The sequence below is a fragment of the Ruegeria sp. CDSA033 genome (genome assembly GCF_059612305.1).
Genome location: NZ_JBXWQI010000002.1, coordinates 325,729 through 350,178, shown reverse-complemented (window position 1 = coordinate 350,178; position 24,450 = coordinate 325,729). Strand labels below are relative to the sequence as shown.

Sequence of the window (24,450 nt, the reverse complement as noted above, 5' to 3'; positions counted from 1 at the left end):
CGGTGTTTTGGTTATTGCCAACTTGCAAAAGTCTTGCGGGCCAGTTCGCTTTCTGGTCGCAGATTTTCAATGCCTCCATAGGGTTCATCAGTCCCAATCTCGCGATGTGGGTATTTTGCAATCATTTTTTGATGCCGTTTGGCCATATCCTGGAAGGATGCTCCGGACCAAAGCGATTGGCCGATGTCAGAATACATCTCGCGCGGATCGCGAAGGATATTGAACACCGGCGCAGCGGCCCCTGGGACACCAGGTGCGGGCATGTGCATCTTGAATTCCTGTTTCACAATCGAACGCAAAACCGGTCCTTCGTAGATATAGACATAATCTCTCCGCGAGTTGCCATCCCCCTCAAGAAACAATGCAGTCTGGTCCACGCCGTCGATGATCCGGTCACGCGGGATGAATTCAGTTCCGCCAGCGATACGGGCGAAGGTTGTGAATAGATCGGAAACGTGAACGATGTCCCCTGCGTACTTGCCTCCTTCGATTGCAGCTGGCCAGCGTACGAAAGCATCAACACGCACCCCACCTTCGAGGTGTTCCGCTTTGCCGCCCCGGTAAATCAATTCGATCATGCCTGAAGTGGGCGAATACTGCTTAAAGATGCCGTTGTCCGCCATGATCACAACAAGCGTGTTATCCGCAATTCCAAGTTCATCAACTTTGGCCATCAAATCACCGATCCAATCGTCAAGTTGCTCCATTTTATCAGCCATAAAGCCACCGTTGCGGGACCGCTGCTGTTCGCCGTAAGTGAAATTGATTGGGTAAAGCGGCCAGTATTGGAGAAAGAATGGATCATCTTCTCCCGCCAAACGGTCAAGTTGCTCCAAGACCTGAGCCTGATAGGTCTCGTTCATGCGTTCATAGTGTGCCTGTGTCCATTCCTCGCCAGCTTCTATGCCGACCTCCCGTGCGGTCTCTCCGGCTCTGGCTTCGAGGCCAGTTACAAGACCATAGGGTTTGAACCGTTCATCCATTCCGTATTTCCCGGATTGAGTAGACGGATGCCAGCCGTTGAGGTTACCTGCATTCGCAGCCTCTGGTGTCATCAGGCTCAGTTGTACTTGCTGATGGACTGGAAAATACGCGACATCAAACCCCTGATTATGAGCGAATGACTCCTCAATATCGCCCTGGTGCCATTTCCCAACATGTGCTGTGTTATAGCCGGATTGATTGAGAATTTCGGCGATGGTAACTTCGTTCTTGGACAACCCTTCACCAACAAGAGCAACTTTCACTTCCTTGACACCCGCGCGAATTGGGTGCCCTCCGGTCAGGAATGCAGTGCGGGTAGGTGTGCAGGAAGGCTCAGTATACATCCGCATCAAAGAAAGGCCTTCTGCGGCGAAATCGTTGATGTTTGGTGTGTCAAATCCGGTGACAAAGTTCATCGCAGGATTGCCCATGAGGCCAAAACTCACGTCATCGATGAGAACGTAGAGAATATTAGGGGGCTTACCATCGTTTCTTTCTCGAACTTCCGCTAGTTTCTTATCGATCTCAATGTCTTGGGCATCCCATTGCTCGCCGTACTGAGCGCGTAGAAAATTGAATTCTCCGTCATGGACGATGGGAGTTTCCTGGGCCGCGACTGATGTGGCAGCAACAATGGATGCAAATAAGGCGGTTCGAAAAATCAAGTTAGAGCTTCCTTTATTGTGTTGGCGGGAAACAATTAGTTTCAATCAAAGTTGGCCGCGTTTTGGGCCTTCTCTAAAACCAGTCAATACCAGAGGGTCACGCTACGGTCTACTTGCGCCATGTAATCGCCATTTGCTGTGCCGCCTACTAAGGTGAGCTAACGGCCGATTGCCATGTTTTGCAAAGTCCGTTTCTTGCGCATTGATGTCATTCGGGCATCGCGCAGCATTTGTAGAATGGGATCAAAGCGGTCATTCAAAAAAGGCCCGCATGTATATGCGGGCCTCGTCGGCTTTTTTAAAGCTTAGTCTCAGAAGATCACAGCTTACTGCGGGATTTCGCCTTCCAAACCTTCAACGTAGAAGTTCATACCCGCCAGCGTGCCGTCATCGGCGGTTTCGCCTTCAGCCAGCCAGTCGCTGCCGTCCTGCTTTTTGATCGGGCCGGTGAAGGGGTGGTATTCACCCGCTGCCATGGCCGCTTTCATCGCCAGTGCTTCCTCTTTGATGTCGGCCGGAACGGCGTCCGAAATCTCACCGATCTCAACCATGCCTTCCTTGATGCCATCCCATGTGTTCACGGTTTCCCACGACCCATCCATGACCGCTTGGGTACGCGCAATGTAGTAGGGCGCCCAGTTGTCGATGATCGAGGATACGCGCGGCTTGGGGGCATATTCGCTCATGTCCGAGGCCTGACCGAAGGTGATCACGTTGCCCGCCTCTTGTGCGGCCGCCTGCGGCGCGGTCGAGTCGGTGTGCTGCAGGATAACGTCTGCACCTTGTTCGATCAGAACGGTTGCGGCATCAGCCTCTTTCGCCGGGTCGAACCAAGTGTAGGCCCAGATGATCTTGAACTCGACATCCGGGTTTACCTTTTTGGCGTGGATGTAGGCCGAGTTGATGCCGCGGATCACTTCAGGGATTGGGTAGGAGCCAATGTATCCGATGATGTTCGACTCGGTCATTTTACCCGCGATGTGTCCCTGAACCGCGCGGCCTTCGTAGAAGCGGGCCGAATAGACGGACACGTTCGGGGCGGTCTTGTAGCCGGTTGCGTGCTCGAACTTCACGTTCGGGAATTTCTTGGCCACGTTGATCGTTGGGTCCATGTACCCGAACGAGGTGGTAAAGATCAGATCTGCACCTTCCAGTGCCATCTGCGTCATCACACGTTCCGCGTCCGGGCCTTCGGGAACGGACTCAACAAACACGGTCTCGACTTTGTCGCCGAATTCTTTCTCAACCGCCAGACGGCCTTTGTCATGTTCATAGGTCCAGCCGCCGTCGCCCACCGGGCCGACATAGACAAAGCCTACTTTTGTTTTGTCCTGTGCGACCGCGCCGGTCGCAAGACCCAGCACCATGGCGGCACTGGCAAGAAGTGAAGTGAATTTCATGTGGTTACTCCCCAAGTTGGTTCAATTGGCCCCGTCTAGTGCGAGGCGTGGAAGGTCCGGCCCAGTGAGGCAGGTGCGCTGCTCTTGTCGGCCGAAAGGATCACAAGCACAAGGATCGTGATGATGTAGGGCGACATTGCCAGATACTCGACTGGGATGGCAACGCCTGCGGCCTGCAGATTAAGCTGCAACACCGTGATTCCGCCAAACAAATAAGCACCCAGCAAAGCACGCCATGGTTTCCAGCTGGCAAAAACCACCAGCGCAAGCGCGATCCATCCAACACCGGCGGTCATGCCCTCGGTCCACTGCGGGACGCGGATCAGGCTGATATAGGCTCCACCGAGGCCCGCACAGGCGCCACCAAACAGGATCGCCAGGATGCGGATCTTGATGACCTTGTAGCCTAGGGCGTGTGCGGCGTCGTGGTTTTCACCCACTGCGCGCAGGATCAGACCGACGCGTGTGTATTTCAGCGTGGCCCAGACGGCCGCAACCAAGGCGATGCCCAGATACAGGATCGGATCATGCTGGAACAGGATGGGGCCAATCACAGGAATATCGCTGAGCAACGGGATATGGATATCTCCCATGCTGGGCGGTTTGACACCTACATAGCTTTGACCCATCAGCGCGCTGAAGCCTAGGCCGAACAGGGTAAGTGCAAGACCACTGGCCACCTGGTTCGCCAGCGCAAACTGCGTCAGCAGGACGAACAGCAGGGACAGAACCGCGCCACCAATGGCTGCTGCAATGAACCCCAGCCAGGGTGATCCTGTTTCGACAGATATCGCAAATCCGCTGATTGCGCCGACGATCATCATGCCCTCTACGCCAAGGTTCAGAACACCTGCTTTTTCGACGACAAGCTCTCCGATCGCCGCCAGCAGCAGGGGGGTTGCGGCCACCATAAGCGAGGCGACCAGAAGTACGGGATTGATTTCACCTAGGTCCATGGGTCACGCCACCTCATTACGGGCCGCACGGATGCGGTAGTTGGTCAAAAGATCGAAAGCCAGCAGGAAGAACAGGAGCATGCCCTGAAAAACCTGAATGGCAGCAGCAGGCAGGCCCAACTGGGATTGCGCGATTTCGCCGCCAATATAGGTCAACGCCATCAAGCCACCTGCCAGCAGGATACCCACCGGATGCAGACGGCCCAGAAAGGCCACGATGATCGCGGTAAAGCCGTAGCCCACGTTAAAGTCGATGCTGACCTGACCTGATGGGCCTGCGACCTCGAACATCCCCGCCAAGCCGGCCAGGGCACCGGACATGCCCAGACAGAACAGGATCAGGCGTGCCGGGTTTACACCCGCGAACTTCGCCGCACGCGGCGCTTCACCCGTCAGGCGAATGTGGAAGCCCAGCATGTGACGGTTCAGCAGGACATAGGCAAAGATCACTGCGATCAGCGCGGTCACTACACCCCAGTGCATTCCCGATCCGGCGATCAACTCAGCGTTATGCGCGCTTTCATAGGATTGCAGGTTGCGCGATCCGGGAAAGCCGAACCCTTCGGGGTTTTTAAGCAGACCAAGCGAAACCGAAGCCAGCATTTGCTCGGCCACGTAGACCAGCATCAGTGATACGAGAATTTCGTTGGTGCCAAAACGCACCTTTAGGAAGGCCGGGATTGCCGCCCAAAGCCAACCGCCAAAAGCGCCGGCGATCACCATGATCGGGAAAACGTAGAACGCATCCAGCGGGTAAAAGGCCAGACCTGCACCCGCGCCAAAGATAGCGCCCATGATGTATTGCCCCTCGGCCCCGATATTCCAGATACCGGCTCGGAACCCCAAAGACAGGCCAATGGCGATCAGAACCAGCGGCGCGCCTTTGACCAGCAATTGTGGACGGTAGTAGAAAGCGAACTCGCCAAACAGCGGCTCCCAGAAAATGGTGCCAATGGCTTGGATCGGGTTCTTGCCCAGAATGGCGAACAGGATGCCGCCGAAAACCATGGTTGCCAGCACGGCCACCAAAGGGGTCGCGTAAGACCACGCTTTGGACGGCTGCGGCCGTTTCTCCAACACAATCATCTGCTCATTCCCCCAGTTTCTTCATCTTTTTGTAAATTTTCTCGCCGAAGGCGGTCCGACGGATTAAACATGGGCCACCTCCATGCCGTGCGCGCCGCCCATCATCAGGCCGATTTCGTCGACCGTCAGACCCGTGGTCGTACGCGGAGCGCTGAGCCGCCCTTCATTGAGCGCTGCAAAGCTGTCCGATATCTCCATCAGCTCATCCAGATCTTGCGATATGCAGATGACTGCGGTGCCTTTGGCGGCCAAATCCAGAATGGCCTGACGGATCGAGGCCGCAGCCGCCGCATCCACACCCCAAGTCGGCTGGTTCACTACCAGTATGTCGGGGTTTTGCAGGACCTCGCGCCCAATGACGAACTTCTGCAGGTTGCCCCCTGACAGAGATCGCGCGGCGTTTTCAGGCCCCGGTGTGCGGACGTCAAAGGCACTGATGATCTTTTCGGCAAAGATTTTGGTTTCTGCCCATTTCAGGAAGCCGTTGTTCTCAAGCCCTTCACGGACCGATCCGGTTAGCAAGGCGTTTTCGGTCAGGCTCATGTCAGGGGCGGCCGCATGTCCCAATCGCTCTTCCGGAGCGGTCAGAACGCCCAGTTTGCGGCGCGCGGTCGGCCCCAGTTTGCCGATCGGCTGGCCGTTGAACTTGATCGCGTCGGGCGCTGTGATGATCTCGCCCGACAGAACGCCCAACAATTCGTCCTGTCCGTTGCCTGCGACGCCGCCGATGCCCAGAACCTCGCCCTTACGGACGGTCATGTGAACATTCTTCAGCGCGGTTCCGAATTCCGATGGTGATGGAACTGACAAACCGCTGACATCCAGGGCGACCTCACCGAACTCACGCCCCGAACGCTCGGGTGTTTGCAGGGTCGAACCCACCATCATCTCGGCCATGTCGCGCGCTGAGGTCTCAGCGGGAACGCATTCGCCGACATTCTTACCCAAACGCAGGATTGTGGCGTGGTCGCACAGTGTGCGGATTTCTTCCAGCTTGTGCGAGATATACAGGATCGAGGTGCCCTCGGACCGCAATTTGTTCAGCGTTTCGAACAGAATGTCGACTTCCTGAGGTGTCAGAACCGATGTCGGCTCATCCATGATCAGCAGCTTTGGATCCTGCAGCAGGCAGCGGATGATTTCGACCCGCTGGCGCTCACCCGCAGACAGATCACCGACGGTGCGATAGGGATCCAGTGGCAGACCATAGGTTTCTGAAACTTCGCGAATACGCGCAGCCAGATCGCCCATGGCTGGTGGATTCTCCATCCCCAAGGCGATGTTTTCGGCGACGTTCAATGCGTCGAACAACGAGAAGTGCTGGAACACCATCGCGATCCCATCAGCCCGTGCCGCACGCGGTTCGGGGGGTGCAAACGTCTGCCCACGCAAAAGCATGGTGCCGCTGTCAGGCTTCACCAGCCCATAGATCATCTTTACGAGAGTGGATTTTCCGGCACCATTTTCGCCCAGTAAGGCGTGAACCTCACCCTCACCGATGTCAAAGGACACCTGATCATTGGCCACGACGCCGGGATAGGCTTTAGTCAGCCCTTGTAAGCTTAGAAGTGGAGTGGTCACGCGCTCAGGTCCTTCTTTATTTCGTTTTGTCGGGCAGGGCGCAGGATCTGCGCCGCGACACCAACTGCGATCATGTGCGGGTGCTTGCCCAGGGCTGGATCTCCGATTGGGCAGGTGATCCGGCCAATCCGCTCGGGCGCATGTCCCAAAGCGGCCAGCCGGGACCGGAATCGCGCCCATTTCGTAGCCGAGCCAATCAGGCCCGCAAAGCGGAAATCATGCAAAAGCAACCTGTTGCATAGCTCCAGGTCCAGACTGTGTGAATACGTAAGCACAAGATGCTCAGCATCGCGCGGCGCATGGCGTACCAGTTCAGCCGGTTTCGCTGCCGGAACGACGATTACGCCGCCGGGCACCGCTTTGGGAAATCGCTCAGGACCGGTATCGACCCAGGTGATTGACAGATCGGGCAGCGGTGACAGGACATCGACCAGAGCGCGGCCAACGTGACCGGCACCCCATATCCACAGATTGCGCGCGGGTTCGTGAACGGGCTCGACCATCCAGCCGTCAATCAGCTGCGGTTCGGGCGCAACACCCTGACCGCGGGCCTGCGTCAACAGTCGCTTGACCGAAAGCGGCATCTCACCACCCGAAGCCGAGCGCGCAATGACTGCATCATCCAGCCGGCCGACGGCCGCAAGATCGTAGATTTCACTCAGCAGGGTTACAGCACCGCCACAACACTGGCCCATATCCGGGCCGAGGGCATGGTGCGTTTGGCGCATGGGTGCTGCTTGGGATCGGGCTGCTTCAGCCGCCTGATACTCCAACGTGCCACCGCCGATGGTGCCCGACTGCCCGTTCTCCCAAACAAGCATTGCAGCGCCAACTTCACGGGGGGATGACCCCTTGATCCCGGCGATAACCACCCGGGTCACCTTGCCGTGGGTTTTGACCGCCTCCCTCAAAGCCTCTCGATCAAATCCCATCAGGTCTCTCCCTTTACCCGCTGGACACCCTTCCAGACTTCTTCAGCCGTGGCGGGTGCATCCAGTGCCGGATAGCTGTCCCCGCAGGAGGCCACCGCATTCGACAGGGCAAGCCACGCGGAAATACCCAGCATGAACGGCGGCTCTCCGACCGCTTTTGAGCGATAGATCGTGTCCTCGCGGTTTTCACCGCTCCAGAGCGCGACATTGAAAACATCAGGCCGGTCCGAGCAAGCGGGGATCTTGTAGGTCGACGGCGCATGCGTGCGCAGATTGCCCTTGCCGTCCCAGACAAGTTCTTCCGTGGTCAGCCATCCCGCACCCTGTACGTATGCGCCTTCGACCTGCCCAATATCCAGCGCCGGGTTCAGCGACGCGCCTGCATCATGCAGGATATCCGTCCGCAAAATGCGGTTCTCGCCTGTCAGTGTATCGATCGCGACTTCGGTAATCGACGCGCCGTAGGCGAAATAAAAGAACGGACGCCCCCGGCCTTTGATCCGGTCCCACTCGATCTTGGGTGTCTTATAAAACCCGGTCGCAGACAGGCTGACCCGGCCCTGATAAACCAGCGCAGCTGCTTCTGAGAATGTGTAGCGCTCTACGCCGACCGAGACGTGGCCATCAGAGAACGTCACCGTTGAGGGATCGGCCTGATGTCGATGCGCCAGATAGTCAGCCATCCGGTCGCGGATCGTGTCGCAGGCCGCTTTGACCGCCATACCGTTCAGGTCACTGCCCGAGGACGCGGCCGTAGCCGAGGTATTCGGCACCTTGGCGGTGTCGGTCGCGGTGATTTTCACCATCTCCAACGGAATACCAAAGCGGGACGCGGCCACTTGCGCGACCTTTTGGAAAAGACCTTGCCCCATCTCGGTGCCGCCGTGGTTCAGGTGGACCGAGCCGTCCTGATACACATGCACCAACGCGCCCGCCTGGTTCAGGTGGGTCAACGTAAACGAAATGCCGAACTTAACCGGAGAAAAGCCAATCCCCCTCTTGATCACGCTGTTCTCGGCGTTCCACTTCTGGATGGCTGCCTTGCGTGCAGTGTAGTCGCTGGATTGCAGCAACTTTGCAGTCATGCCGTGCAGTTCGAAGTCACTGACCTCCATCCCGTACGGCGTGGTATTGCCGCCTGCGGGCAACGGACGCACTGGCGCGTCGCCCATTTCCACTGCACCTCGGCTGGTCAGGTCTTCGTGCGGGTCAGGATGGCCCAGCGGCTTTTCAGCGATCACGGGATCCGCAACAACATGCGCCGGTTCATAATAGTTCCGGCGACGCAACTCGACCGGATCCATGCCCAGTTCATACGCGGCGTGATCCATCACGCGTTCGATCCCGACCATACCCTGAGGTCCGCCAAACCCGCGATAGGCGGTAGCGGATTGAGTGTTAGTCTTCAGCCGGTGGCTTTCGATCCGGGCATTCGGCAGTAGATAGGCATTGTCCGAATGTAACATCGCACGGTCCGCGACCGGCAGGGACAGGTCCTGGGCCCAACCACAAATCGCATGATGCAGGAAGGAAACGCCTTGGATGTGGCCGTTCTCATCAAACCCGGCCTTATACGCAATCCGGAATGCGTGGCGCTTGCCGGTGATGATCATGTCATCATCGCGATCATAGCGCATCTTGCAGGTTTTGCCTGTCGCACGCGCTGCGATAGCGCAGGAAACAGCCAAAGCGTTGCCCTGACTTTCCTTGCCGCCAAAGCCGCCGCCCATACGGCGCGTTTCTACGCGAACCGCGTGCATCGGAACACCCAGAGCGTCCGCTACTTTGTGCTGAATCTCGGTCGGGTGTTGGGTCGAAGAATGCACCAACATATCCGCGCCCTCATTGGGCACGGCCAGTGCAGCCTGACCTTCCAGATAGAAATGCTCCTGACCGCCAAGTTCAAACCCACCTTCGATCACATGCGCCGAACCCGCAATGGCCGCATCCGCATCGCCCTTGGCGTAGATGCGCGGACCGTCCTCGAACCGACTGTCTGCGGCAAGCGCCTCTTCAATCGTCAGGATCGGGGCCTCTTCGGCATAATCGATCTGGCCCAAACGCGCCGCTTTCCGCGCGGCAAGGTGGCTGGTCGCAATGACGAGGAAAACGGGCTGCCCGATATAGTGCACCGTGCCATCAGACAGCAGAGGTTCATCATGGATCGACGGTGAGACGTCATTGGCAAACGGCAGATCGTCGGCTGTCATTACCATGACGACACCGTCGGCTGCCTTCACCGCCGACAGGTCCATCGTGGTGATCTTACCCTTGGCAATCGGGCTAATTCCAAAGGCCAGATGCAACGACCCTTTGGGCGTCGGAATGTCATCCACATACCGCGCGGTTCCCGCGACATGCAGTGGCGCCGCGTCATGGGGGAGGGGTTTGGTCACGCTCATGCGGACACCTCCAATACATTTGTCACTTCGCCTTGATCCTCAAGGAAATACCGCTCAAGCAGCGCTTTGGCGGTCTGCAGCCGATAGTTGGCCGATGCGCGCATGTCCGTCATTGGCGTGAAATCACTGTCGAAGGCCGGAATGGCGGACTGAACGGTCTCATGCGTCCATGGCTTGCCAACCAGCGCGGCTTCGACATTTGAAGCCCGTTTTGGAGTGCCAGCCATACCACCAAAGGCAATACGGGCATCAGCAACCATACAGTCCGAAACAGAGATGTTGAAACACCCACACACGGCCGAGATATCCTGATCGAACCGTTTGCTGAGTTTGTAGGCCTTCAAACGATCGGCCTGACGCGGAAAACTTACGGATTCGACAAACTCGCCAGGTGTCCGGTCTTGTTTGCCGTAGTCGATAAAGAAGTCCTCCAATGCGACCGAGCGACGTTCGTCGCCCTTGCGCAGATGTAGCGTTGCGCCCAGGGCGATCAGTGCGGGCGGGTTGTCTCCGATGGGCGAGCCGTTGGCGATATTTCCGCCCACGGTGGCCGCGTGCCGCACCTGAACGCTGGCGTAGCGCCGGATCATTTCGGCGTAAGACGGGTGCAGGTCCGCCAGTGCTTCGCCCATCCGGTTCATATCGACCATCGCGCCGAACAGAACCTCGTCATCCGTGATGGTGATCTCTTTCAGATCATCACAGCGGTTCAGAAAAATCACTGGGTCGAGGTCACGCAGTTGCTTGGTCACCCAAAGCCCAACGTCCGTTGCGCCGGCGACCAGAGTGGCGTCCGGGTGTTCCGCATAGATTTTGGCCAATTCATCCGAAGACTCCGGCAACATCTGCGATGTGACCCGCGTGGCGACTGGCTTGTCTTTCACCCAAACTGGCACGGGAACTTCTTCGGCAACCTTGGCGGCGCGAATGATCGGCGCGTATCCGGTGCAGCGGCACAGGTTGCCAGCAAGCTGGGTGTCGTGATCCGTCGCGCCATTTGCATGACTTGCCACCATCGACATAACGAAACCGGGGGTGCAGAAGCCACATTGCGAGCCGTGCAGATCCACCATCGCCTGCTGGGCTGGGTGCGCCTCGCCGTTGGGGCCACTGGCGCCTTCGACCGTGCGAACCGCCTTACCATGCAGTTGAGGCAGAAACAGGATGCAGGAATTCAGCGCCTTGTGGCCACCTTCATCCGTCACCATGACAGTGCATGCCCCGCAATCGCCTTCGTTGCAGCCTTCTTTGGTGCCGGTCAGGCCGCGATCCTCACGCAGCCAATCCAGCAGGGTCGCTGTCGGATTGACACCCGCCAGTTCCACTGTCTCTCCGTTCAGAAGAAACGTGATATTCATTCGAGAAACCCGTCGCCTTACCCGGTTGCGCCCTTGCGTGCCCCCCTTCGATGCGACGTAGAAAGAGTAGCGGGCGGATAGCTTGCCATCTGATGTTAGAAACAGCGCAGGTTGTCTGGCAAGAAAAACTACCTATGTGATACACCATTGAGCACTGACTCTGCGTGATTGTTATCTTCGTTTAGAGATCACCTGATTGAAACTAAAGCGTTTTTTGTCTTTGGCTGCTGTCGGTCTCCGAAGCACCTTCTGGAAAAGCCGAATAATCAAAGCCCATCTTTTTGGCAATCCAAAGCCAAGGTTCCTGCTTTTGCCGGGCGCGCGGCTGGGATAGCGTGGCAGTCATGAGCAGTACTCCTCGATTCATTCACCTCCGTGTTCACACCGAATATTCCCTGCTGGAAGGCGCCGTGCGGCTGAAAAAGCTGCCCGGTTTGTGTGATAAGATGGATATGCCCGCCGTCGCTGTGACGGATACTAACAGCATGTTCTCGGCTTTGGAGTTTTCGGTCACCGCCAGCGGGGCCGGAGTGCAGCCGATTATGGGTTGTCAGGTTGACCTGACCTATGTGCAGGCGCAACCGGGCGAAAAGCCCAAAACACCCGCACCGGTGGTTTTGCTTGCCCAGTCCGAGGCCGGGTATGAGAACCTGATGAAGCTCAGCTCGTGTCTTTACGTCGACAAGGGTGGGCAGTTGCCGCAGGTGACTCTGGAAGAACTTGCGGAACGATCTGAAGGGTTGATCTGCTTGTCCGGTGGGCCGGATGGACCGGTTGGGATGTTGTTGCAACAGGGTCAACGCCCCGCGGCTGAAGCCTTGGTGGACCGATTGTCAGCGATGTTCGCCGATCGCCTCTATATCGAACTCCAACGTCATCCGGGTGAGGGCGGTCAACCCGAGGCCGAACGTCTGACCGAGCGTGGCCATGTGGAAATGGCCTATGCCAAGAACCTTCCACTGGTCGCCACCAATGACGTCTATTTCCCGACCACAGATATGTACGAAGCGCACGATGCGCTGATCTGTATCTCGGAGGGGGCCTATGTCGATCAGCAGGAAGGCCGCCGCCGTCTGACCGCGCAGCACTATTTTAAGTCGCAGCAGGAGATGGCGACCTTGTTCGCCGACTTGCCCGAGGCCATTGAGAATACGGTCGAGATTGCCAAGCGCTGTGCGTTCATGGCCTATCGCCGCGATCCGATCCTGCCGAAATTCGCCGATGACGAAGTTGCCGAACTGCGCCGTATTGCGAATGATGGTTTGCAAAAACGTCTGGCGGTGATCCCGCACGCAGTAACGCCAGAGGAATATCAGGAACGCTTGGACTTCGAGCTCGATATCATCGAAGGCATGGGGTTCCCCGGCTACTTCCTGATTGTTGCCGATTTTATTCAGTGGTCCAAGGATCAGGACATCCCGGTGGGGCCGGGTCGGGGCTCGGGCGCGGGATCTTTGGTGGCCTATGCGCTAACGATTACTGACCTTGATCCGCTGCGCTATTCGCTGCTTTTCGAACGGTTCTTGAACCCGGAACGGGTTTCGATGCCGGATTTCGATATCGACTTCTGCATGGACCGCCGGGAAGAGGTGATCCGCTACGTGCAGCAGAAATACGGCCGCGACAAGGTGGGGCAGATCATCACCTTTGGTGCGTTGCTGTCGAAAGCTGCCGTGCGCGACATTGGGCGCGTGCTGCAGATGCCATACGGGCAGGTGGATCGCCTGTCCAAGATGATCCCAGTGGAAGGCGTCAAACCCGTTTCCATCGAAAAGGCGTTGAAAGACGAACCCCGGCTACGGGAAGAGGCGCGCAACGAAGAGGTTGTGGACCGCCTGCTGACTTATGGCCAGCAGGTCGAGGGGCTGTTGCGAAACGCGTCGACCCACGCGGCAGGCGTGGTGATCGGAGACCGCCCGCTGGATGCACTGGTGCCACTGTATCAGGACCCACGATCCGACATGCCTGCCACTCAGTTCAACATGAAATGGGTGGAACAGGCCGGGCTGGTGAAGTTCGACTTTCTTGGTCTGAAGACGCTGACTGTGATCCAGAACGCGATGGATCTGATCTTCAAATCCAACCGTCCATTGCACGTCGCCGCCGACGGAACCGAGCTTTATGAGCCTGCAGACGGGGCCGAGAACCAGATTAACGCCATCCCGCTGGATGATGAGGCGACGTACAAACTTTATTCGGCGGCCAAGACTGTGGCGGTTTTCCAGGTGGAATCCTCGGGCATGATGGATGCGCTCAAGCGCATGAAGCCTGACTGTATCGAAGATATCATTGCCCTCGTCGCGCTCTACCGTCCTGGCCCCATGGAGAACATCCCCAAGTTCTGCGAGGTCAAAAACAAGCTGAGCGAGCGGGACACGCTGCACCCGTCCATCGACCATATCCTGGACGAGACGCAAGGCATCATCGTTTACCAGGAACAGGTGATGCAGATCGCCCAGGAAATGGCGGGCTACAGCCTTGGCGGTGCGGATTTGCTGCGCCGCGCGATGGGTAAGAAAATCCAGGAGGCGATGGACGCAGAGCGGCCCAAGTTCCTCAAAGGTGCTGCTGAGAATGATGTGGATGAGGCCAAGGCGACCGAGGTTTGGAACCTGCTGGACAAATTCGCCAACTACGGTTTCAACAAATCTCACGCTGCCGCCTATGCGGTTGTCAGTTATCAGACAGGCTGGCTGAAGGCGAACCACCCGGTCGAGTTCATGGCCGGTGTCATGAACTGCGATATCCACCTGACCGACAAGTTGGCCGTATACTTCGAAGAGGTCCGTAAGGGGCTGGAACTACCTTATGTACCGCCTTGCGTGAACCGGTCGCTGTCGACATTCGACGTGGTGGACGGGCATCTTATCTATGCGCTGGGCGCGCTAAAGAATGTAGGTGTCGAAGCGATGAACCTTGTGGTCGCGGGTCGCGAAGGCAAGCCGTTCGTGAACCTGTTCGACTTTGCCCGCAAGGTTGACCTGAAGAGGGTCGGCAAGCGCCCGCTAGAGATGATGGCGCGGGCAGGGGGCTTCGATCAGCTCGACAAGAACCGCCGTCGCGTTTTCGAAAGCCTCGATCCGCTGGTGCAGTATTCGGCCGCCATCCATGACCAGAAGAACTCGAACCAGGTGTCGCTGTTTGGCGAGGCGGGCGATGACCTGCCCGAACCGCGCTTGTCGCCTTCGCCTGATTGGCTACCGGCGGAACGTCTGAGCGAAGAATTCAAAGCCATCGGTTTTTACCTGTCGGGCCATCCGTTGGACGACTATATGCCCGCGCTGAAGCGAAAGCAGGTTCTCACGCTGGATGAGGTGACCGAAAAAGCACGCTCTGGCCCCTTTATCGCCAAAATGGCTGGTGTTGTTGCCGGACGGCAAGAGCGTAAATCCGCGCGTGGAAACCGGTTCGCCTTTGCGCAATTGTCTGATCCGACGGGCGCGTACGAGGTCACTCTGTTTTCAGAAACGCTCGAAAAGTCACGCGAGTATCTGGAAACCGGAGCGCAGGTGGTGCTGACCGCGGAAGCGACGATGGAAGCTGACCAGCTCAAGCTGCTGGGGCGCTCGGTCGGCCCTGCGGATTCCGTGGTGGCAGAAGCCGGGGCGACGGGGCTGCGTATCTTTGTTGACGAAGCGCAAGCGGTGCCAACCGTGGCAAAAGTTCTTGAGGATGCCGCAACTGCCACCAAAGGCGCGGCGCGCGGTCCGATCCAATTGCTGTTGCTCGACCCAAGTCTGCCGGGTGATGTCGAAATGGATCTGGGCGTTGAGTTTCCGATCAACCCGCAGATCAAAGGCGCGATAAAATCGCTGGAAGGTATTTTGTCCGTCGAAGAGATCTGACCTCTCTTTGTTGCCAGACAGTTAGCACCCCGCTAGGCTAACCTGACAGAGATGTCTTTGGGTCATGCCGCAGGAGGGTGTTGATATGACAATTGCAGGTCTCAATTTCAGAAGAGTTTTATTCGGGGCGGCGGCATCGCTGGCCTTGGTTGCAGCCTCGGTCGCTTCGGCGGACGACAAGAAGAAAAAGAAGACCCTTGAGGGCGCGCTGATCGGCGCAGGTGTTGGTGCGATTGTCGGTGACGGAAAAGGCGCAGCGATCGGCGGTGTGGCCGGAGCTATTATTGGACATAACTGGAAGTGATGGTGATGCGTTTTTTCAAACTCAAAATGTCAGTTTGTGCCGCAATCCTGGCGGCTCCGTGTGTGGCTGCGGCCGATGAGGCGGCTGAGCAGATGGTTCAGGATGCATTGCCTGTCATGCACTATACTTGCGCCTCGATTGCAGAAGAAGCGGATGGCGACGAAGCCTTTGTTGTGACTGTTGTTGGAAAGATGACTGCCTTATCTCTCCACAATCGCCAGATCAATATCGAAGATCATGCAGCCACGGATGAGGAAAAAGCCCAACTGCGTGAGGCCTTCATAGCCGCGCTGTCAGAAGGATGCGCCGCGGATAAGGATGCCCTTTTGGGTGGCGTGGTCGACAACGCGGTGAAAACGTCGCTGGGGCTCTAAGTCATCAATAGTGCGGCGGGCGTTCGTCGCCCAAAACGATCCCGCCCGAGCCTTCCTGCGACCGTTCGCCTTCGCGGCGCATCAGCATTTCGACACGGCGTGTCAAACGATCAATCTCGTCCTGTTGGCGGGTGACGACCGAGTTGAGGTCTTCGACCGTACGGGCAAGATGGGCGATCTGCTCTTCCAGATGCTGCATGGGGGACTCCTGTGTCTTAGGCCGGTCATAGCGACCCGGACAGCGCATGGCCAGCGAAAGCGCGCCTTGCCCCGATGCAGGCCATGGGATAGACCGCGCGCGGAACAAGGCAACTCCCAAGGACGTCCCACATGGCCAAGCCCAAGAAACAGCCCCGCCCCAAGGCCGTAACGCCAAAAGGGTTCCGCGACTATTTCGGCCAGGAAGTCACGCAGCGAACCGAGATGCTGCGGGCAATTGCGGACGTCTATCATCGCTACGGGTTTGACGCACTGGAAAGCAGCGCGGTTGAAACCGTCGAGGCGTTGGGCAAATTCCTGCCCGACGTAGACCGCCCGAACGAAGGCGTCTTTGCGTGGCAGGAAGTCGACGAGAATGACAAGGGCGACTGGATGGCCCTGCGCTATGACCTGACCGCGCCTTTGGCCCGGGTTTACGCGCAGCACCGCAACGATTTGCCGACGCCTTATCGTCGTTATGCGATGGGACCAGTCTGGCGGAATGAAAAGCCGGGGCCGGGGCGCTATCGCCAGTTTTATCAATGCGATGCGGATACGGTGGGCACGGCCTCGATGGCCGCTGACGCCGAGATTTGCGCGATGCTGTCGGACACGCTTGAGACCGTCGGCATTCCGCGCGGCGATTATCTTGTGCGGGTCAACAACCGCAAAGTTCTGAACGGCGTGCTTGAGGCGATGGGGCTTGGCGAAGACGTCGCTGCTCGCGACAACGTTCTTCGCACCATCGACAAGTTCGACAAAGTCGGCGAGCAGGGCGTGCGAGAGCTGCTGACCAAAGGCCGTCTGGACGCCTCTGGCGCGTTTATCGACGGTGTTGGTCTTAGCGAGGATCAGGCTGAGCCGGTGATCGCGTTTCTGACCTCCAAGGCCGCCGAAACCGCCGGAACGCTGGCCAACCTGCGCGCCGCTGTAGGCGACAGCAAGATCGGCGCGGATGGGATCGCCGAGTTGGAACAAATCGGAACCCTGTTGGATGCGGGCGGGTACGGCGCGGACCGGATCGAGATTGACCCTTCGGTCGTGCGCGGTCTGGGTTACTATACCGGGCCGGTTTATGAGGCCGAGCTGACCTTTGAGATTTTCGATGAGAAAGGCCGCAAGCGGCAATTCGGATCGGTTTCGGGTGGTGGTCGCTATGACGATCTGGTCAAACGCTTCACCGGGCAGGAAGTTCCGGCGACCGGCGTCTCCATCGGTGTCGACCGTCTGCTCGCTGCCCTGCGCGAAAAAGGCAGGATAGCCGCGCAGGCTACGGGTCCTGTAGTCGTGACCGTTATGGATCGCGACCGGATGGCCGATTATCAGGCGATGGTGGCAGAACTGCGCAACGCAGGTATCCGGGCAGAGGTTTATCTGGGTAATCCCAAGAACTTCGGCAATCAGCTGAAATATGCGGATAAACGGAACTCTCCGATTGCAGTGATCGAGGGCGGTGACGAAAAGGCCAATGGGATCGTGCAGATCAAGGACCTGATCCTTGGCGCGAAGATTGCCGAAAGCGCCACGCTCGAGGAATGGAAAGAACGCCCCAGCCAGTTCGAAGTGTCACGTGGTGATCTGGTCGCCAAAGTGCGCGAAATTCTGGACAGTCAGGACTGACCGATGCCCAATCGTTCCCAGATACAGGCCCGCGCCGCGATGATGCGTGTCCGGTTTGAAGCCGCCGGGGCACAGGTTGTGGATACGCCCCTGCTGCAACCGGCTGAAACGTTGCTGGACCTTTATGGCGAAGACATCCGCGCGCGTGCTTACGTGACTTCGGATGCGTTGCGAGGTGAGCAGATGCTGCGCCCCGATTTCACCCTTCCGGTCGTGCAGATGCACATGACCGAAGGGGCTGAACCCGCACGCTATACCTATTCTGGTGAAGTTTTTCGTCGGCAAGAGCATGACCCGGATCGGTCCAACGAGTACATTCAGGTCGGTTATGAAGTTTTTGACCGCAATGATCCCGCCGGGGCCGATGCCGAGGTGTTTTCTCTGTTTGCCCTGCAATTGCGGGGGCTGCCCCTGCGCGCGGCAACCGGTGACATCGGCATCCTGACGGCGGCTGTTCAGGGGCTGCGCACCACGGATCGGCGCAAGGCCGCGCTGATGCGCCACCTGTGGCGTCCACGTCGGTTCCGCGTCCTGCTCGATCGGTTCGCCGGGCGAAAGCCCGAGCCGGAACACCGCACAATGCTTTTGGAGGCCGCAGACCCGATGGGGTTTGACGTTCCTATGATCGGCAAACGCCGCGCTGCCGAGATCGAGGCACGCATCGACGCGCTGCGTGAAAATCGCGACACGCCACCGATTTCTGACAACGAGCTTGCAGGCCTGGAATCTCTGCTGACCGTTCGGGAAACCATGCCCTTTGCTTTGGAGCAGTTGCGGGATGTGGCCGTTGACCTGCCTCAGATCACCCCGGCGCTGGACAGGCTTGAGGCAAGAATTGCCGCCCTGCAGGCGCGTGGTGTTGACGTGAGTCGGTTGGATTTCGAGGCTGCCTATGGGCGTACGTCGATGGAGTATTACGACGGGTTTGTCTTTGGGTTTTATGCCGAAGGTCGCCCCGATTTGCCTCCGATTGCCACCGGCGGGCGTTACGATGCGCTGACGCGACAACTGGGCAACGGGGCCGAGATACCGGCTGTGGGCGGTGTGTTGCGCCCGGACTTGATGCTGGAAATCGAGGAGGCCGCGCAATGAGCCTGAAACTGGGCGTGCCCTCGAAGGGCCGATTGATGGAGAAGACCTTCTCGTGGTTCGAAAAGCGCGGCATCACCCTGTCGCGCAGCGGATCAGACCGGGAATATGCCGGTAAGGTTGAAGGGATCGACGGGGTCTCGCTGATCCTGCTGTCCGCCGGGGAAATCCCCCGCGAACTGGCAGCGGGGCGCATTCATCTGGGCGTTACCGGAACCGATCTGGTACATGAGAAGCTGCCACGCTGGGAGCAACAGATTGAAGAGATCTCGCCGCTTGGTTTCGGCAAAGCAGATCTGATCATTGCGACCCCAGCCTGTTGGGTCGATGTCGAAACCCTGGACGATCTCGATGCTGCCGCGGCAGCGTTTCGCAAAACCCACGGGCACCGGTTGCGGATTGCGACCAAATACCACCGATTGGTGCGCGAGTTTCTGACGGACGCTGGGGTTGCTGATTACACTCTGGTCGACAGCCAGGGCGCAACCGAAGGCACCGTGATGAACGAAACCGCCGAGGCGATTGCTGATATCACCTCGACAGGTGAGACATTGCGCGCAAACCACCTAAAAATCCTGTCGGACGGCCTGATCCTGCAATCACAGGCCACGCTGTGGCGTAGCCGGGTTGCCAGCTATGGTGTGGGTGAAAAAGAGGTTCTTTCCGAATTGCTTGACCGGCTGAGCTGATTACAGCACGCCGATGTCCGACAACGCGCGATTCAGATCGTCGGGCAGGGAATCATCCTCGGCCCGTCCTTTGGGAAGATCGGCAGGCGTATCTTCGGATTTAAGGTATCGCCACCCTTGGAACGGGCGTTTCAGAGCGTTCTGTGTGCGGTGCACCTCAGGGTCCAGCACGATGGCGCAGCGGCGTATACCGTCCTCGCCGCGCACTTCGTCCAGCCGCAGGATCTTCTGGCGGCACTGTACGACACCCTTGATCACCCAATAGATTGATCCGCCGTTCAGAATCTCGGCCTCGCGCTTGGGCCACATGCGGGTGACGTGGCGCGGCAAGCCGTCTTCATAAAGCGGTTTGCGGCTATCCTGCCATTCCATCAGCGTGTCGACGCTTTCCGATCCGACGGAGAGTTTTATGAGGTTTATGTACTTATCCACAGCTTTCCCACAGAGTCGTCCCAAGACCGTCTATACATTGTAGCTCAAGAAAGCCTGTCATCAAGGTGTTGTGGTTAAGGTGTGATCTGGGATAATCTGGATACCTCTTTCAGAACAGGGAATCACCAATGAGCCGCTTTGCCGCCCCCATCGCCGAGCAGATCTGGGACATGAAATATCGTTTCAAACAGGCCGATGGCACTCCCATTGACCAAACGGTTGAGGACAGCTGGCGGCGTATAGCTCGCGATCTTGCGCAGGTCGAAAAAGACCCGGCGCATTGGGAGCAGAAGTTCTTCGAAGCGCTGGAAGATTTCAAATACCTGCCTGCTGGCCGTATCACCGCTGGCGCAGGCACTGCGCGACGTGTGACGCTGTTTAACTGCTTTGTCATGGGCACGGTGCCGGACAGCATGGGCGGTATCTTCGATATGCTGAAAGAGGCCGCGCTGACCATGCAGCAGGGTGGGGGGATCGGATACGATTTCTCGACCATCCGTCCTCGTGGCGCGGATGTGCATGGTGTAGCAGCTGATGCCTCGGGTCCGCTGAGCTTCATGGATGTATGGGATGCCATGTGTCGGACGATCATGTCCGCCGGCTCGCGCCGTGGCGCGATGATGGCGACCATGCGCTGTGATCACCCGGATATCGAACAGTTCATCACGGCCAAGTCCGACCCTGCACGCCTGCGCATGTTCAACATGTCTGTGCTTGTCACCGATCCCTTTATGGAAGCTGTCAAAGCCGATGGCCCGTGGGAGCTGGTGTTCGATGACAAGGTCTACCACACCGTTCAGGCGCGTGATCTGTGGAACAAGATCATGCAGGCCACCTATGACTATGCCGAACCGGGTGTGATTTTCATCGACCGGATCAACAAAGCCAACAACCTCAGCTATGCCGAAACCATCGCGGCGACAAACCCGTGTGGCGAGCAGCCGTTGCCGCCTTATGGCGCGTGCCTGCTGGGTTCGATCAATCTGGCCCGTCTTGTGGCAGAGCCGTTCGAAGATGCGGCCCATTTGAATGAGGCTGCTCTGCAAGAGCTGGTCGCGACAGCCGTTCGCATGATGGACAATGTTGTGGACGCGTCGAAGTTCCCGCTGCCCGAACAGGCCGCCGAAGCGCAGGCCAAACGCCGTATCGGACTGGGTGTGACCGGACTGGCCGATGCTCTGCTGATGCTGGGTCTGCGCTATGGCTCGGACGAGGGCGCGCGTCAGACCGAACGCTGGTTGAAAGCGATTGCGCGCGCCGCGTATCTGGCGTCGGTGGACTTGGCGAAGGAAAAAGGGGCGTTCCCCTTGTTTGATGCCGAGAAATACCTGGAAAGCGGCACGATGCAGCAGATGGACGATGATGTTCGCGATGCGATCCGCGAACATGGTATCCGTAACGCTTTGCTGACGTCGATTGCGCCGACCGGTACGATTTCTCTCTATGCGGGGAATGTGTCGTCCGGGATCGAGCCTGTCTTTGCCTATGCCTATACGCGGAAGGTCCTACAAAAGGATGGCTCGCGCACTGAAGAAGAGGTCGTGGACTACGCCGTGCAGATGTGGCGCGACAAGTTTGGCGACAAAGAGCTGCCAGACTATTTCGTCAACGCGCAGACGCTGTCCCCCTCCGATCACGTCAAGATGCAAGCGGCGGCGCAGAAATGGATCGACAGCTCGATCTCGAAGACGATCAACTGCCCCGAGGACATCGGCTTTGATGCTTTCAAGGATGTCTACATGCAGGCCTGGGATCAGGGATGTAAAGGATGCACGACTTATCGCCCGAACGACGTAACAGGATCCGTCCTGACAGTGTCAGAAAGCGAAGACAAAGCGCCGGGTGAAAGTGCAAGCGCACCGCATGAAATTGATGGTGGCGACGTGATCTACATGTCCGAACCGCTGGATCGCCCACAGTCTCTGGAAGGTTCGACCTACAAACTGAAGTGGCCCGACAGCGAACACGCGATCTATCTGACGATCAATGACATTGTCATTGGTGGCCGTCGCCGTCCGTTCGAAGTGTTCATCAACTCGAAGAACATGGAGCATTACGCCTGGACGCTGGCGCTGACCCGCATGATCTCGGCCGTATTCCGCCGGGGGGGGGATGTGTCTTTTGTGGTGGAAGAACTAAAAGCGGTATTCGACCCGCGCGGTGGTGCTTGGGTTCAGGGCAAGTATATCCCATCGATCCTGGCCGCAATTGGTGGCGTGATCGAACAGCACATGATCAATATCGGCTTTCTTGAGGGCGAGGGCATGGCGCTCAAATCCGACCCTCAGGCGCAGGTTGTCAACATGGACGCGCCACGCGGCAAAGCCTGCCCATCCTGCGGCCAGTACGACATGGTGATGATCGAGGGCTGCATGACCTGCCGTAGCTGCGGTCATTCAAAATGTGGCTGACGTAGTGAAATCCAGCGTCGTGTGTGTGGTGTGTCACGCGTCATGACCTAAACGTTTCAATAGGTCATTTTTGGCAGATTACGTGGGAAAACGGCCTCGGATTTCTTCCGAGGCCGTTCGCAAGTCTGACAGAGACGGACGATTGAGATGGCGCTGGGCTGACGACATTATCAGGCTTTGATACAAGGGGCGGGAAGCGGAAGTTCGCCGCAGATGCAAAAGGAGCGGGAACGACTCTCGAAAGCAGACATCGAAGCACGGTTTTCGCACTCTTCTAGCGAACTGCTTCGCAATGCTCTTGCTACGAGTTCATTTGAAATCAGGTTTACCAACCCCGAGATGCGAACACGTCCTCAAACATGTCAGAGGTCTGAGGAACAATGAATGTCATCACCTCAGCATCGGGCTGACCTCCACGGGACCTCGAGATGACAGAATGGGCATAAACGTTATGCTGATCTGCACTGTACCGGCCAAAAAATGCACTTGCTGGAACCAAAGTGCGATCTGCGCGCGGCATGGTTTTCCCAAATAGCAACTCCATAACTCCACTATCCGGATCGTGCTCACGCCTTGGTACCCATTCGTCCGGCCAATCCTTCGAGCCGCGATACCATTTACGTCCACTGGGCCCGAAACAGATCAGCATCGATTCAGATATATCCATATCGATATAACGCAGGGCCGAGGCTTTGCGGCTCGCCTGAAATTCCTCTGCCAATGCGTCAATTGACTTGAACGACGGCTTTTTGAACTCTCGCATCAGCGGCCGATACAGATAGGCGGGCATCATGAAGTCCGCAGCATAACGATCTGCTTCCCGCTCCTTATGCGCCCCCTTGCCATTTACCCCACCGATATCCTGTTTCGAGCAACTCAGGATCTGGTTTCTGTGGCGTTGCCAGTGCCCGATCTCGTGCGAGAGCGAAAACCGCGCACGGCGGTCGCCAGAGCTGTCATCAATCGTGATAATAGCGCGATCGCCAAGCCCGGTAATCTTCGCTTCGCAAGAGGACAGGCGTTTATACTTGACCTTCGCCCCCATCGTCCACGCCAGAGCTTCCAGATCGATTTGACGCGGTTTCGACACCCCGTAGCCAATCAAATACTGCTCTGCATGCGAAAGCCGCCTCACGTCTCTGCCTCTCCGTCAAAAGAAAACCCGAGCTCTTCAAGATCGTCCAACAGATCAAAAACGTCACCATCAGACATAGCCCCACTTTGCGCGTTTCTTGCAGCTTGGGTCATTTGTGGAAGTTCTTTAGCCGCACGCTCAACAAGCGCACGCGCTTCTGCTGCCGACCGCGGACGGCCGCTGCGCGCTGATAGTTTATCTGCGTCCACTTCTTCGCGTGCACGCAGAAGTGACTTTTGTCCGGCCTTCATCCGCGCGCTATCGACAAGACTGTCAAAGGCTTTGACGGCATCTTCGGGTGCGATACCCTCCCGTTCAAGTTCGGCGTCCAACTCTTCGTCCGACATGTTCAGGATTGTATCGACAACATTGTCAGCAAGATCGAAAAGCTCATCTCTCTTGGACTTTTTTGTCATGACACACTCCTTTCTCTCTTAAATCTGTCCATCATGCGCCCAATGCGCCGATGAATGGTCGCAAGCTCCTGTTTAGACACGCCTGCGGTTTCACAAAGGTCCGCGCCCCGCAGGCCATCAAACCCACCCAGCAAAACCAGCTGGGTTTTTTCACAGCCATTGCAGGCCTCAAGGAGGAAGTCCTGGAACGCACGTTCCGTTTCTTCATCAATAATGGTTTCTTCCCCATTCAGGTGGTCTGGGCTTGATCTGTGTTCAGTGAGTAGGTCGTATTTGGCATGCTGTACCTCCAACATATTTGCGTCGCGCCGACGCGCGCGCATCTCTATTTGATTATTGGCAAGGGAACGCATTGCACCTGCCAAAAACGTAAAAACGTCCAAGTCTGATTTACAACTGCGCTTTTCTTCGAACACCTTCATGAGGGCCTCTTGGATCAGGTCCTCAGGTTCCAGGTCTTTGGTAAAGGCCGCATATTTCTTTGCAACAAGCGTCAGGCGTTTTTTGTCTCGGGGAGACAAAGCCAAATACTCATCATAAAGCTCTTCCGGCTCTTTATATGTCACAGGCTCA

Annotated in this window: 20 protein-coding genes; 7 read left to right on the top strand and 13 right to left on the bottom strand. The window is 57.5% G+C overall.

Annotated features, from left to right (window positions below):
- Positions 1 to 11: 11 nt before the first annotated feature.
- The 8 genes from AC2FLA_RS05000 to xdhA all read right to left on the bottom strand — a co-directional run bounded on the left by AC2FLA_RS05000 (position 12) and on the right by xdhA (position 11,364).
- Positions 12 to 1,694, bottom strand: coding sequence for a sulfatase-like hydrolase/transferase (locus tag AC2FLA_RS05000; protein WP_496705840.1), 1,683 nt, complete (start codon positions 1,692 to 1,694; stop codon positions 12 to 14).
- 281 nt (positions 1,695 to 1,975) lie between these two features.
- Entirely contained in the window at positions 1,976 to 3,049 is a 1,074-nt protein-coding gene (locus tag AC2FLA_RS04995; protein WP_282151819.1) for a BMP family ABC transporter substrate-binding protein, read from the bottom strand.
- Between the two features lie 35 nt (positions 3,050 to 3,084).
- Complete coding sequence (locus AC2FLA_RS04990) at positions 3,085 to 4,005, bottom strand: ABC transporter permease (protein ID WP_108859238.1); 921 nt, start codon at positions 4,003 to 4,005, stop codon at positions 3,085 to 3,087.
- 3 nt (positions 4,006 to 4,008) lie between these two features.
- Positions 4,009 to 5,091, bottom strand: coding sequence for an ABC transporter permease (locus AC2FLA_RS04985; RefSeq protein WP_058276029.1), 1,083 nt, complete (start codon positions 5,089 to 5,091; stop codon positions 4,009 to 4,011).
- A 63-nt stretch (positions 5,092 to 5,154) separates the two neighbouring features.
- Positions 5,155 to 6,672 (bottom strand): ABC transporter ATP-binding protein, encoded by a 1,518-nt coding sequence (locus AC2FLA_RS04980; RefSeq protein WP_496720940.1) that lies wholly within the window; start codon positions 6,670 to 6,672, stop codon positions 5,155 to 5,157.
- On the bottom strand, positions 6,669 to 7,604 hold the full coding sequence (gene xdhC, locus AC2FLA_RS04975; RefSeq protein WP_496720938.1) for a xanthine dehydrogenase accessory protein XdhC: 936 nt from the start codon (positions 7,602 to 7,604) through the stop codon (positions 6,669 to 6,671). The genes AC2FLA_RS04980 and xdhC overlap by 4 nt, the downstream gene beginning before the upstream one ends.
- Positions 7,604 to 10,006, bottom strand: a complete 2,403-nt coding sequence (gene xdhB / locus AC2FLA_RS04970; protein ID WP_496720936.1) for a xanthine dehydrogenase molybdopterin binding subunit — start codon at positions 10,004 to 10,006, stop codon at positions 7,604 to 7,606. The genes xdhC and xdhB overlap by 1 nt, the downstream gene beginning before the upstream one ends.
- Entirely contained in the window at positions 10,003 to 11,364 is a 1,362-nt protein-coding gene (gene xdhA / locus AC2FLA_RS04965) for a xanthine dehydrogenase small subunit (protein ID WP_496720934.1), read from the bottom strand. The genes xdhB and xdhA overlap by 4 nt, the downstream gene beginning before the upstream one ends.
- A 344-nt stretch (positions 11,365 to 11,708) precedes the next feature.
- On the opposite strand from xdhA, the gene dnaE reads away from it, so the two are divergent.
- The 3 genes from dnaE (at position 11,709) to AC2FLA_RS04950 (ending at position 15,887) form a co-directional block, all read left to right on the top strand.
- Complete coding sequence (dnaE, locus tag AC2FLA_RS04960) at positions 11,709 to 15,209, top strand: DNA polymerase III subunit alpha (RefSeq protein ID WP_496720932.1); 3,501 nt, start codon at positions 11,709 to 11,711, stop codon at positions 15,207 to 15,209.
- A gap of 85 nt (positions 15,210 to 15,294) precedes the next feature.
- Positions 15,295 to 15,513, top strand: coding sequence for a YMGG-like glycine zipper-containing protein (locus AC2FLA_RS04955; protein ID WP_058275719.1), 219 nt, complete (start codon positions 15,295 to 15,297; stop codon positions 15,511 to 15,513).
- A gap of 5 nt (positions 15,514 to 15,518) precedes the next feature.
- Entirely contained in the window at positions 15,519 to 15,887 is a 369-nt protein-coding gene (locus AC2FLA_RS04950; protein WP_496720930.1) for a hypothetical protein, read from the top strand.
- 4 nt (positions 15,888 to 15,891) lie between these two features.
- Here the strand turns inward: AC2FLA_RS04950 and AC2FLA_RS04945 are convergent, their stop codons facing one another.
- Positions 15,892 to 16,086, bottom strand: coding sequence for a SlyX family protein (locus tag AC2FLA_RS04945; RefSeq protein ID WP_108859244.1), 195 nt, complete (start codon positions 16,084 to 16,086; stop codon positions 15,892 to 15,894).
- 131 nt (positions 16,087 to 16,217) lie between these two features.
- On the opposite strand from AC2FLA_RS04945, the gene hisS reads away from it, so the two are divergent.
- From hisS to hisG, 3 genes are read left to right on the top strand one after another with little or no spacing between them, the layout of a single operon-like run.
- On the top strand, positions 16,218 to 17,705 hold the full coding sequence (gene hisS, locus AC2FLA_RS04940) for a histidine--tRNA ligase (protein ID WP_109312444.1): 1,488 nt from the start codon (positions 16,218 to 16,220) through the stop codon (positions 17,703 to 17,705).
- Between the two features lie 3 nt (positions 17,706 to 17,708).
- Positions 17,709 to 18,797 carry an ATP phosphoribosyltransferase regulatory subunit gene (locus AC2FLA_RS04935; protein ID WP_496720927.1) on the top strand — a complete coding sequence of 363 codons (1,089 nt, stop codon included), beginning with the start codon at positions 17,709 to 17,711 and terminating at the stop codon, positions 18,795 to 18,797.
- Positions 18,794 to 19,483 carry an ATP phosphoribosyltransferase gene (hisG, locus tag AC2FLA_RS04930; RefSeq protein WP_496720926.1) on the top strand — a complete coding sequence of 230 codons (690 nt, stop codon included), beginning with the start codon at positions 18,794 to 18,796 and terminating at the stop codon, positions 19,481 to 19,483. Before AC2FLA_RS04935 ends, hisG begins: the two co-directional genes overlap by 4 nt.
- On the opposite strand, the gene AC2FLA_RS04925 is transcribed toward hisG, so the two are convergent.
- The gene (locus AC2FLA_RS04925) at positions 19,484 to 19,915 is read right to left on the bottom strand and encodes a DUF1489 family protein (protein WP_496720924.1); all 432 of its coding nucleotides are present in this window, start codon (positions 19,913 to 19,915) and stop codon (positions 19,484 to 19,486) included.
- A 128-nt stretch (positions 19,916 to 20,043) separates the two neighbouring features.
- Between AC2FLA_RS04925 and AC2FLA_RS04920 the strand changes: the two genes are divergently transcribed.
- Positions 20,044 to 22,326, top strand: coding sequence for an adenosylcobalamin-dependent ribonucleoside-diphosphate reductase (locus AC2FLA_RS04920; protein ID WP_496720922.1), 2,283 nt, complete (start codon positions 20,044 to 20,046; stop codon positions 22,324 to 22,326).
- Positions 22,327 to 22,651: 325 nt separating this feature from the next.
- Here the strand turns inward: AC2FLA_RS04920 and AC2FLA_RS04915 are convergent, their stop codons facing one another.
- From AC2FLA_RS04915 to AC2FLA_RS04905, 3 genes are read right to left on the bottom strand one after another with little or no spacing between them, the layout of a single operon-like run.
- Complete coding sequence (locus AC2FLA_RS04915) at positions 22,652 to 23,461, bottom strand: ImmA/IrrE family metallo-endopeptidase (RefSeq protein WP_496720920.1); 810 nt, start codon at positions 23,459 to 23,461, stop codon at positions 22,652 to 22,654.
- Complete coding sequence (locus tag AC2FLA_RS04910; RefSeq protein ID WP_496720919.1) at positions 23,458 to 23,877, bottom strand: hypothetical protein; 420 nt, start codon at positions 23,875 to 23,877, stop codon at positions 23,458 to 23,460. Before AC2FLA_RS04910 ends, AC2FLA_RS04915 begins: the two co-directional genes overlap by 4 nt.
- Entirely contained in the window at positions 23,874 to 24,443 is a 570-nt protein-coding gene (locus tag AC2FLA_RS04905) for a hypothetical protein (RefSeq protein ID WP_496720918.1), read from the bottom strand. The genes AC2FLA_RS04910 and AC2FLA_RS04905 overlap by 4 nt, the downstream gene beginning before the upstream one ends.
- Positions 24,444 to 24,450 lie beyond the last annotated feature (7 nt).